An 11953-nucleotide genomic window follows, 5' to 3' on the forward strand; every position below is an offset into this window, starting at 1 on the left:
AAATTCAATACAATGAAAAAGATTATAATTTTAGTTTCCATTGTTTTTATAGGCCTAATATTCACTTCATGGGGATTTTTTGCCCACCAAAAGATCAATAGATTAGCCGTATTTACCTTACCTAATGAAATGATTAGTTTTTACAAGAATAATATCGCCTACATTACAGAACATGCGGTCGACCCAGATAAACGCCGTTATGCCGATACCGCAGAGGCTTCTCGGCATTTTATTGATGCCGATCGATATGGTAAAAAGCCTTTTGATAGCATCCCTAGAAAATGGAAGGATGCAGAGCTGAAGTTTGGGTCAAAGACCTTACAAGAAAATGGAATAGTGCCTTGGCAAATTGAAAGAACCTATTATTCCTTAGTCAAAGCTTTTCAATTGCGTGATTCGATTCGAATTTTAAGAGCATCGGCAGACCTTGGTCATTATATTTCGGATGCTCATGTTCCCTTACATACCACTGAGAATTATAATGGGCAACTTAGTGGTCAGACAGGCATTCATGGCTTTTGGGAAAGTAGATTACCCGAATTATTTTCTAAAGATTATGACTTTATTGTTGGAAGGGCACAATACATTGATAATCCACTAGAAACAGCCTGGGAAATAGTTCAAGGTTCTCACTCCTACCTTGATTCTGTATTAATTTTAGAGGCAAGGTTAAGTAAAAAAATAGCATCCGACCGTAAATTCAGTTATAGCGAACGTAATGGTCGTGTAGAACGTCAATATTCGGAAGCATTTTCTGCTGCCTATCATAAAGCATTAAATAATATGGTAGAAAAGCGAATGAGGGCTTCAATCCTACTGACTGGCAGCTATTGGTATAGCGCGTGGGTGGATGCTGGTCAGCCCAAATTAAGAGATTTTAAACCTAGCGAATTGAGTGCTGAAGAAAAGAGAAAACAGCAAAAGGTTCAGGAACTTTATAAAAAAGGAAAAATTATTGGCAGAGAAGAAAACTAGTTACCCTTTTCTCCCATTGATCTTTTTGCTTTAATTCCGGCAATAATTGCAGGTAATAAGGTTAAAACGATAATAACTAACATCACATAAGTGAAATTTTCTTTAATAATAGGAATATTACCAAAAATGAAGCCTATACCTAAAAAGCCAACTATCCACAAAACTGCTCCAACAACATTATAGTAAGTAAAGTGTGCAAAATTCATTTTACCAATTCCGGCAACAAAGGGTGCAAAAGTTCTAAAAATTGGCATAAAGCGACTAAATATCAACATATTGCCTCCTTTTTTATTGAAGTAATCTTTGGTTTTATCATAATATTCAACTTTAAGAACACGATTACCCGGTTTAAAGACTTTGGGTCCTAAAAAATTACCAAGAAAGTAATTCACGGTATTTCCACTAATACCTGCAGCAATGAGCAATAGTCCCATGATATAGATATTTAAACCAGTATCTCCCTTTGCAATTAATGCACCAACAGCAAATAATAAGGAGTCGCCAGGCAAAAATGGAGTTACCACAAAACCTGTTTCTGCAAAAATTATAAGGAATAAGATTAAATAGGTCCAATTTCTATAATCGCTCACAATTTGAACTAGATAAAGATCAATATTTAAAAGAAAATCGATGATACTACTTAAAATTTCCAAAGTTTTTAATTAAAAAGAGTGTAAAAGGCCTGTCCAATATCAATAATTGAGCAGAAAATAATGTGAATTATAACTTAGATCTTAGACTTATATCTCTCCTTAATTACTTCAATAATAGGTGGAAGTATAGAAAGAATAATGATACCAAAAATAACATAGGTGAAGTTATTCTTGATAATTGGGAGTCCGCCGAAAAAATATCCTATAAACAAGAAGGACACTACCCAGAAAATGGCACCAGATACATTATAGAGAGCAAATCTGGAATAACTCATTGTTCCAATTCCGGCTACAAAGGGCGCAAAAGTTCTGATAATAGGAACGAAACGGGCATAAATAATGGTTTTACCGCCATGTTTCTCGTAAAATGCTTGAGTTTTATCTAAATATTCTTTTTTAAGCAATTTATACTTGCCACTAAAAGCTATCGGCCCAACGTAATTGCCTATATGATAGTTAACTAGATCGCCTGTAATGGCCGCAATAATTAGCAAAATGCACATCAAATAGATATTTAATCCACTATCAGGATTGGCAATAATTGCGCCGGCGGCAAATAACAAAGAATCGCCAGGCAAGAATGGAGTAACAACGAAACCTGTTTCAGCAAAAACTATTAAAAATAGAATTAAATATGTCCAGGTCCGATATTCCTGAACAATTTCAATTAAGTGCTTATCGATATGAAGGATAAAATCTAAAAGTTGCTGTATTAGTTCCAAGGGGCTCATTATATATTGTACAAAAATAGAATATTTGTGGAACAATGACTTGAGTTTTCTATATAAATTGCTTTTCAATGATTAATTGGAACATTTTAACTAATTTTTAAATTATTAAAACATTCTATTTTTGGGCAATATCAAAAAAAAAGCCCGAAGGTTATTCGGGCTATTTTAAAATATATTGGTTAATTATTGAGCATAATTATTTAACATCACAGGCATCACCAACATCAATACATCTTCCGCATCATCGTGAGTTTGAGGCATTAATAATCCTGCACGGTTAGGGCTGCTCATTTCAAGTAATACTTCTTCCCCGCTAAGGTTATTTAACATTTCAATTAAGAATTTAGCATTGAAACCAATCTCCATATCCTCACCTTCATACTGGCAAGTTAAACGCTCGTGCGCCTCATTTGAGAAATCAACATCTTCAGAAGAAATATTCAATTCGCTACCAGTAATTTTTAAACGTACTTGATGTGTGGTTTTATTCGCGAAAATAACTACACGACGAAGGCAATTCAAGAATAATGCTCTGTCTAAAATTAATTTATTGGGATTATTTGTAGGAATAACCGCCTCATAATCAGGGTAGCGTTCGTCAATTAATCTACAAATCAGGTTAATGTTTCCGAATCTAAAGAAGGCACTAGTGCTATTATATTCAATAGCTACACTTACATCATCAGAAGGCAGTGAAGCTTTTAATAAAGTCAAGGCTTTTTTAGGCAAGATAAGATTTGCAGCAGACTCAGACTTAGTGTCTAAACGACGATATCTTACTAATTTATGAGCATCAGTAGCAACAAAGGTAATGTGTTGAGGACTTAACTGGCAGTAAACGCCAGTCATTGCAGGACGTAATTCATCGCTACTGACTGCAAATAAAGTTTTATTGATTGCCTCAGCTAAAACAGATGCTGGCATCGCTACAGATGAAGGATTTTCAACTACTGGAATTTTAGGAAAATCTTCACCATTTTCACCGCTTAGCTTATATTTTCCATCACCTGCATTAATCTCAATAGCAAATGTTTTATCATCCACTGAGAAAGATATTGGCTGATCAGGAAGAGTTTTCAATGTTTCCAGAAGAATTTTAGATGGGATAGCCACCTTACCATCTTCTTTTGACTCTACAGCAAGAGATGTGGTCATGCTGGTCTGCAAATCAGTCGCAGAAACAGTGAGCAAACCATCCTTAATTTCAAACAAGAAATTTTCAAGGATTGGCAATACCGTGCTACTACTCGAAGCGCCGTTAACAGCTTGTAGCTGTTTTAATAATGTGGAAGTTGAAACTATAAATCTCATATTCAAATATCTGAAAAACAATAATAGTGAAGCTTTTTAGTTTTCCTAATCAGCTTAATTAACCCTCAAAAATGAAGATTATTAATTTTTAAAGTCCAAAAATAAACAATTTAACGTGTATACTTTCTAATACGGTAGTAATGTTGAAAAATACCAGATAAAAATATAACAAATAATGGTAAAATTATATTAATTAATTGCCAAAAAGTTTTTTCCTGTCTAATTTTTGCTCGATCAAGTAATCGTAATTTTATTTCTTTGTTTCTCAATCCGATAATTCCGGAGTCATCTACCAAATAATCGACTGTATTGAGCAAGAAACTTTTATTGGCATATTGCTGATCAGGCATAAAACGATCAAATCCCAAGGGATAAGGCGAGCCATCACTTTTATTGATCTGATTCTTAAAAAAATCACCATCAGAAAGAACCATCATTTTGGTCGCCTTACTCTTTTCGGGAATTTTAATACTGCTTGAAATTCCTTCTGGGACTGGTCGATTTTTAAAGTTTGATGGAAATTCACCTTCTAAAAGCACCGCTACGGGCATTGGTTTGCTTTGAAATTGTGCCGGATCGGGTTCTTGCTCTACCATTTGCAAGGAGAGCATTGTTGGTGCTTTTACATTTTTACTAAAGGGAGAAGAAGCAAGAATAACCTCTGCTCGCACATTTTTAACTGAAATTAAATCGATGGTACTCGAAAATTCGGATTTAATCCCATCTAAATTTTTAACAATTGGGTGATTAGAAATCGGGACAAATATTGGGTAAAACAACCAAGGCAAAGGCTGAATTTGTGATTGTCCGCCAACTTCACCCACATTTAAAGGAATTTGAGCCGCATTCATGTCTGCAATCAAATCATAATTTAAACGAACACCATATTTGAATAAAATATCATCCAAATCTAGCTTTTTGGGAAAGGCAAGTTGTTCTGTAGCACCACGTAAACTATCGAGATCAGCGCTAACCTGATCAATAGACCAAATTAAGCGACCTCCATTCATTACGAAATAATCAATTTTATACTTTTCGGCTTCCGAGAAGGCCGTTTCAGGCTTCGCGATTACTAAAACCTTTAATTTATCCAATCCCTCAAAGGGAATAGTTTTTAAATCAACTCTACCGACTTCATAACTATCACCTAAAGATTGAAGAGCATCATTTAACTTTAGATCATTTAACTCTCCATGCCCCTCAGTAAAGCCAATTCGGATAGAACTACCCGAACTTAACCTCTTAATGGCGCTTGAAAAGGCATATTCTAAGTTTTGAATGGAATTGTTTAGAACTTCTTCGGGACTAACACCAGCTTTAGTTTGCAATAGTTTAACAGGAGTTTGAATACCCTTGTAAGTAATTAATGCAACAGGATAGATTAATTTTTGAGACATCCCATCTTCAGTTTTCACACTGAGTTGAGTAGGTTCAATTCCCATTTCGAGTAAACGTTGATAAGCTTCCTCTTGAGATTTTTGATCACCAGACAATGGAATTACGAAATCAAATTGAAGGTTTTTACCCGCATAGGAATCAAAATCTCGCAGAAGATCTTCAGTAGAGTTTCTCAAACGCTTAAATCCGGCAGGAAATTCGCCCTCCAAATAAACCGTAATCTGGACTTGATCTTTCAAATCCTTTAAAATACTTTTTGTAATGGGCGAAAGTGTGTATCGCTTTTCGGCGGTAAAATCTAGTCGCGTAAAAAACTCGGATGCAATCAGGTTTAACAGAATGAGTGCTGAGATAAATAGCGCAAGATTACGCAAATCTATTTTTCTTTGATTTACCATTTTCTGCTCCCCAATTTAGTTTTTGTTATTACTAAAAACAGAGCAGAAAAGCTCAAGAAATAGATAAGATCGCGGGTATCTAAGACCCCCCTACTCAGCGATTGATAATGCTCATTGATACCTAAAGCAGTCAGAATGCTTGCCATTCCCTGCAATGAAATAATGGAGCTAATAGAATCGAAGCCACTAAATGAAAAATAACTAAGTACAACCGCCAATGTGAAAGAAATAATTTGATTTTTCCCCAAGGAGGAACAAAATAAACCAATAGCAGTAAATGCCGAGGCTAATAAAATTAATCCGATATAAGAACCAATTACCGCCCCAGTATCAATATTCCCTTGAGTAATACCCAGCTGATAAACACTAATATAATAAATGATGGTGGGAATAAGGGTGATAATAACAATAGATAAACAAGCTAAAAATTTACCTAAAACAATATCCCAATCGCTTAAAGGTCGTGTGGCAAGGAGCTCAAAAGTACCATCTTTCTTTTCTTCGGCCAATGAGCGCATGCTGATGGCAGGAATTAAGAAGATGAATAAGTATGGAGCGATATTGAAAAAACTATCTAAACCGGCATATCCATAATCCAAGATACTCGACTCGGGAAAGACCCAGAGGAACAATCCTGTAACTAGCAGAAATGCTGCCATGGTCATGTAGGCAACCAAGGAGGTAAAGAAAGCGCTTAATTCTTTAAAAAAGATACTGATCACTTATAATTAATTTATTTGCAAAATTCGTTTTAATTGTGTATATTAATGTATGTCTGATGCTGTAAGCTCAATAAAAATATCCTCAAGGCTTTTATTTGCATGATTTTTTCTTAGCTCAACTAATTGATCATCAGCAACAATTTTACCCTGATTGATGATGATTACCTGCTCACAAATGGCCTCTACCTCCTGCATAATATGAGTAGATAAAATAACCGTTTTAGATTTGGCAAGATCTTTAATCAGCGATCTAATTGTTATCACTTGGTTGGGATCAAGTCCCGAAGTTGGCTCATCCAAAATCAAAACCTTAGGATCCGCAAAAATCGCTTGGGCAAGTCCCACACGCTGACGATAGCCCTTCGAAAGAGCACCTAATTTTTTGTTCTGCTCATCCCCTAATCCGCAAAGCTCAATAACTTCATCAATACGTTTATCAATGTGCAGTGTTTTATGAATTGACCCAATGAAAGCGAGCGATTCACGAACATACATATCTAAGTATAGTGGGTTATGTTCTGGGAGATAGCCAATGTTTCGGCGTACCTCCATCGAATCAGTCCTAACATCAAAACCACAAACATGAGCACTGCCCGAAGACTGTGGAATAAAACAAGTAAGAATCTTCATGGTGGTAGATTTGCCTGCACCATTGGGCCCCAAAAAGCCTAAAACACAACCTGGAGAGGCATTGAATGAAATTCCATCAATTGCCTTTTGAGTGCCATAGCTTTTACAGAGGTCTTTTACTTCAATGCTCATGTGGCAAAGTTAATAATTAATAATAATCGATTTTTAAGCCTCTTGGATATTTTAAATAATTTTAGTATATTAAGGATCAAACCTAAAAAAGAAGCTTTTGGAGCTTATAAGGTAAAAATATCCGATAAAATTAATTTCCTATACTATCTTTGCATTGTTATGAGCAAAAACAACGACGAACTTTTTAAAAATGTAGTTTCCCACACGAAGGAATATGGATTTGTATTCCAATCAAGTGAAATATATGATGGTTTAAGTGCTGTATATGATTATGGGCAGCTTGGATCAGAACTAAAAAACAATATCAAGACCTATTGGTGGAAGAGTATGGTGCAGATGAACGAGAATATCGTTGGGATCGACTCCGCCATTTTCATGCATCCCAAAATTTGGAAAGCGAGTGGCCACGTAGATGGTTTCGCTGATCCAATGATTGATAATAAAGACTCGAAAAAACGTTATCGTGCCGATAATCTGATAGAAGATAAAATAGCACGATATATTAAAGACGGTAAAACAGAAAAGGCTGAAGACTTGCAAAATGCAATGGATAAAGCGCTAGAGGCTGACAATTTACCGGCATTGAAAGAATTAATTGAACAACATGAAATTGTTTGTCCTGTTTCAGGCACTAGAAACTGGACCGATGTAAGACAATTTAACTTGATGTTCTCCACGCAAATGGGTGCTATGGCAGAGGGATCTGATGAAGTTTATCTTCGTCCCGAGACTGCACAAGGTATATTTGTAAATTTCCTGAATGTGCAAAAATCAGGAAGAATGCGTATTCCTTTTGGAATTGCACAAATTGGTAAAGCTTTCCGAAATGAGGTAATTGCCCGTCAGTTTATTATGCGTATGCGTGAATTTGAGCAGATGGAAATGCAATTCTTCGTGAAACCAGGCACAGAAATGGAATGGTATAATCATTGGAAAGAATCGAGACTGAAGTGGCATCTTGCGGTGGGCACTCCAGCCGAGAAATATCGTTTCCATGATCACGTTAAATTAGCTCATTATGCTAATGCAGCAGTGGATATTGAATTTGAATTTCCATTTGGCTTTAAAGAGGTGGAAGGAATACATAGCCGTACTGATTTTGATTTAAGTCAGCATGAGAAATTCTCAAACAAGAAACTTCAATATTTTGATACAGTTGAGAATAAAAATTATGTGCCATATGTAATTGAAACTTCAATTGGTCTCGACAGAATGTTCCTTTTAACGCTTTGCAATGCCTATGAGGAGCAAGATTTAAGTACTGAAGAAAAGCAGGATTCAAGAACAGTATTACACTTGCATCCATGCTTAGCGCCAGTAAAAGCTGCGGTATTCCCTCTAACTAAAAAAGATGGCTTGCCAGAAAAAGCGCGTGAAATTATGGATCTTTTGAAACTGGACTTCAACTTACAGTATGATGAGAAGGATTCGATTGGAAAAAGATATCGTCGTCAAGATGCAATTGGAACACCAATTTGTATTACTGTTGATCATCAAACATTAGAAGATAATACGGTAACTATTCGTCATAGAGATAGCATGGAGCAAGAACGTGTAAATGCAAGAGATCTTGAGACAATTATTGGGAAATTAGTGAGCTGGAAGAACTTGTTGTCATAGGGTAATTAGAAAGTGACAAGTACGGTGGGACTGGTACGGCGACAACACCGACCAGAGGAGCGTTTTATCTGATATAAATATTTAGCATTCTACACGTAGGGACAGGTCGCGACCTGTCCCTTTTTAATGCGAAAATATATAAGAGGACAGGTCGCGACCTGTCCCTACAAATATTAAACCTCTAGAGATTAAGATAAACATTTTGCGACTTTGCGAAATCAATTCTGCGTTAATCCCATTAAATCTGCGGGAGAAAAGTTCAGGACAGAGTAGATAGTACAATTTTTAGATGTGTATTATTTATACTTTAGAGCTTAAATATTGTCATCATCAAGGAATATCAATTATGAATAGTCAATATTTATTCGTATATTAAAGAAAATCGGATATCTAAAATATAGCTATACAATAATTGAAAAAAGACCTCGTTTAATAGATTCGTACCTGAAAATTTTCTATGAAAAAACAATCTATCTCACTGATATCAGTCTTTTTATTGTCCTTAATTTTTCCATCAATTAGTTGGGTATCAGCAAATAAACCTTCTTTTAGTACATTAAAAAAAAATGACAAAGTATCTGAACTAGATCCAATTACGGTAAAACATGCTGAACTTTTTGTAGAGTATAGCAACAATATTTATAATCAGGCAAAACTCGCTGCAAGCGGATTAGATCAAGAATTATTCAAGAAAGCCCTTATCGGATATTACAATCTTAAAAAATCACAGACAATTTCAGCCAATAAAGCATTAATAAGCATCATCGACTTCAGTAAGAAAAGTAGTCAGAAGCGCCTCTGGATAATTGATTTAAAGGAAGGAAAACTCCTATTTAACACTTTGGTAGCACATGGTCAAGGTAGTGGTTTAGAGCTTGCAACAAATTTTTCGGATAAGCCTAATTCACATCAAAGTAGCCTTGGTTTTTATTTAACGAGCGAGACCTACACAGGCAAACATGGATTATCCATGCGTTTAGATGGCTTAGACAAAGGATTCAACAGCAATGCTAGAGCACGTGCGGTGGTAGTTCATGGAGCAGATTATGTGAGTCAAGACTTTGTAAATAGGACTGGTCGATTAGGCAGAAGTCATGGCTGTCCCGCTTTACCAAAAGAATTAACAAGTAGCATTATCAATACGATTAAAGGGAAAACTTGCCTGTTTATTAGCGGTCCCACACAAAATTATAATTCCAATTACCTAGACCAAGAATCAGCAATTTCTAATTTTATTAGCACAGCAATTTAAGCTTTAAATAGCTAATCCTAATAAAAAACGTAAAAGAGAGTCTAAAAGCTTCAAATCTGTCTTATGCTTTTATATCTTTGCCTTTAATGATTCAAAAACTAGAAGATTTTCTCGTTAAATATCCGGGAAGGGTGTTTTTTCTTCTTATTATTTTATCCTTAGCGCCTTTTTTTATTAATCTTGGCCTATTACCCCTATTCGCTGATGAACCCACTCGAGCTAATGTAGCCCTCGAAATGATTCTAAGCGATAATTTTTCGGTCCCGACCATTGGTGCAGAATATTATTATAATAAACCACCGCTTTATAATTGGATCCTTGCAGGGTTTTACTTGCTTACAGGCACTTATTCTGAATTTATCACTCGCTTGCCGGCAATTATTCCGATGTTTTTATTTGCGATAAGCATTTTTTATGCTGTTGCCTATTTTCTGAAAGATAAACGAATAGCAAGCCTTAGCGCAATCTTGTTTTTAGTCAACGGACGAATGCTTATCTACGACTCCATGTTGGGTCACATCGATATTTTTTATTCTTGGCTAACATTTTGCTCATTCATGCTGATTTTCTATTTTCTTCAGCAAAAAAAATGGTTTCTACTTTTCTTTATTTCCTATATTATTACAGCATTAACATTTTTAGCAAAAGGCTTGCCATCCATTGTTTTTCAAGGACTTACACTTATTGTTATTCTTTTTTATAGCAAAAATTTAAAAAAATTATTTTCATGGCAACATATCCTTAGCGGGATAACTTGCTTATTAATTATTGGCGCATATTTCTATAATTATTATCAATTTAACCCCAATTTAGAAGGCTATTTAAGCACCATTTGGGACCAAAGTAGTAAAAGAACAGCTACCGAATTTGGATTTGTAAAAAGCTTAATCCATGTAATCACATTTCCTTTTGAACATATAGGACATGTATTTCCAGCAAGTTTATTATTGCTTTTTTGCTTCCATAAAGACTTTATTAAAGGAATTAAGCAAAAGCCCTTTTTGACCTTTATTTCATTGGTTTTTTTAGCAAATATTTGGGTTTACTGGCTATCGCCACTAACGCGACCTCGATATTTAATGATGCTGTATCCACTAGTTTTCATCCTATGGAGTCATGCCTATTACAGCTATAGAGAAAAATTGTCGAAAACAAATCAGGTTTTCAATAAAATTATACTTTTTCTGGCTTTGGCAGTTAGTATTTCAATTCCAAACGCCTTTTGGTTCGATTTACAAGAAATTGTTCCATTTTTAAGCGCTAAAATTATTTTTCTCTTCATTTTAAGTAGCCTAATTACCTACCTAATCTGGAAATTAAAAGAATCTAAAATAATTGCATTTATTGGGCTTTTGTTAGTGTTAAGATTAGCATTCAGCTGGCTAGTACTCCCCTTTCGCTTAAACCATTCAGAAAATACATATTACCGTGCTGCGGCAATTGAAATGGGCACTATTGTTGGAGACAAACCTTTTTATTTCTATCAATATCATCCTGAAGAAACTGGAATTCCTTTTCATGATCGTTTAATTTTTTATATCCAAAAAACGAGAATGAAACAGGTGAAATTTACCGAAAACGATGCTAAGCCAGGTTATTATTTTACCTTTGACCGAGATTTAAAAAATCCAGATGCAATTTTGATAAAATCGTATCAAAACCTCAAACTGTTCCAAATAAAATGAGAGAACTCTCTGTAGTAATTACGGTTCTTAATGAACGCGACAATATTATTCCACTAATTGGAGCCATTCAAGACGCTCTAAACACCATTGACTATGAAGTCGTTTTTGTGGATGATGGATCAAGTGATGGCACACAAAAGCAAATACGTGAACATGCAAATGATCGCATAAAACTGGTAGAATTACGTAAAAACTACGGACAAAGTACTGCCATGACAGCGGGAATTGACCATGCAACAGGCATTTATATCGCCTTAATTGATGGAGATTTACAAAATGACCCTTCCGACATTCCTTTCATGCTTCAAAAAATGAAAGATGAAGATTGGGATGTGGTGGCAGGAAACCGAGCGAACCGCCAAGATGGAATGTTTTTAAGGAAAATACCATCAAAAATAGCAAATGCGATAATCCGAAGAATGACAGGTGTTTACATCAAAGATTAT

At 35.3% G+C, this 11953-nt stretch carries 11 protein-coding genes; 5 read left to right on the top strand and 6 right to left on the bottom strand.

Translation table 11 applies throughout. The features are described 5' to 3' along the window. Positions 1-975 (top strand): zinc dependent phospholipase C family protein (locus tag ACIQ0D_RS08105; RefSeq protein ID WP_395804503.1); only part of this gene is annotated, 975 nt, incomplete at its 5' end. Here ACIQ0D_RS08105 and ACIQ0D_RS08110 read toward each other — a convergent pair. The 6 genes from ACIQ0D_RS08110 to ACIQ0D_RS08135 form a co-directional block, all read right to left on the bottom strand. Next, on the bottom strand, positions 972-1628 hold the full coding sequence (locus tag ACIQ0D_RS08110) for a DedA family protein (RefSeq protein ID WP_395804505.1): 657 nt from the start codon (positions 1626-1628) through the stop codon (positions 972-974). The two genes, ACIQ0D_RS08105 and ACIQ0D_RS08110, sit on opposite strands and share 4 nt — an antisense overlap. Before the next feature lie 74 nt (positions 1629-1702). Continuing rightward, positions 1703-2350: a DedA family protein gene (locus ACIQ0D_RS08115; protein WP_395804507.1), complete on the bottom strand. Its 648-nt coding sequence runs from the start codon at positions 2348-2350 to the stop codon at positions 1703-1705. Positions 2351-2542: 192 nt separating this feature from the next. Then, positions 2543-3670 (bottom strand): DNA polymerase III subunit beta, encoded by a 1128-nt coding sequence (gene dnaN / locus ACIQ0D_RS08120; protein ID WP_395804509.1) that lies wholly within the window; start codon positions 3668-3670, stop codon positions 2543-2545. A gap of 110 nt (positions 3671-3780) precedes the next feature. Further along, on the bottom strand, positions 3781-5466 hold the full coding sequence (gldG, locus tag ACIQ0D_RS08125) for a gliding motility-associated ABC transporter substrate-binding protein GldG (protein WP_395804511.1): 1686 nt from the start codon (positions 5464-5466) through the stop codon (positions 3781-3783). Beyond that, entirely contained in the window at positions 5460-6188 is a 729-nt protein-coding gene (gene gldF, locus ACIQ0D_RS08130) for a gliding motility-associated ABC transporter permease subunit GldF (protein WP_395804513.1), read from the bottom strand. Before gldF ends, gldG begins: the two co-directional genes overlap by 7 nt. 42 nt (positions 6189-6230) lie before the next feature. Then, positions 6231-6950: an ATP-binding cassette domain-containing protein gene (locus ACIQ0D_RS08135; RefSeq protein ID WP_395804515.1), complete on the bottom strand. Its 720-nt coding sequence runs from the start codon at positions 6948-6950 to the stop codon at positions 6231-6233. A 159-nt stretch (positions 6951-7109) separates the two neighbouring features. Between ACIQ0D_RS08135 and ACIQ0D_RS08140 the strand changes: the two genes are divergently transcribed. From ACIQ0D_RS08140 to ACIQ0D_RS08155, 4 genes are all read left to right on the top strand, one after another. Continuing rightward, complete coding sequence (locus ACIQ0D_RS08140; RefSeq protein WP_395804517.1) at positions 7110-8570, top strand: glycine--tRNA ligase; 1461 nt, start codon at positions 7110-7112, stop codon at positions 8568-8570. Between the two features lie 457 nt (positions 8571-9027). Beyond that, complete coding sequence (locus ACIQ0D_RS08145; protein WP_395804519.1) at positions 9028-9822, top strand: murein L,D-transpeptidase catalytic domain family protein; 795 nt, start codon at positions 9028-9030, stop codon at positions 9820-9822. 86 nt (positions 9823-9908) lie between these two features. Beyond that, the gene (locus tag ACIQ0D_RS08150) at positions 9909-11507 is read left to right on the top strand and encodes an ArnT family glycosyltransferase (protein WP_395804521.1); all 1599 of its coding nucleotides are present in this window, start codon (positions 9909-9911) and stop codon (positions 11505-11507) included. Beyond that, positions 11504-11953: glycosyltransferase family 2 protein (locus ACIQ0D_RS08155; RefSeq protein ID WP_395804523.1), on the top strand; the 450-nt coding region annotated here is incomplete at its 3' end. The genes ACIQ0D_RS08150 and ACIQ0D_RS08155, both read left to right, overlap by 4 nt.

Origin of the sequence: Daejeonella sp. (genome assembly GCF_044342615.1) — a bacterium.
Lineage (GTDB): Bacteria > Bacteroidota > Bacteroidia > Sphingobacteriales > Sphingobacteriaceae > Daejeonella.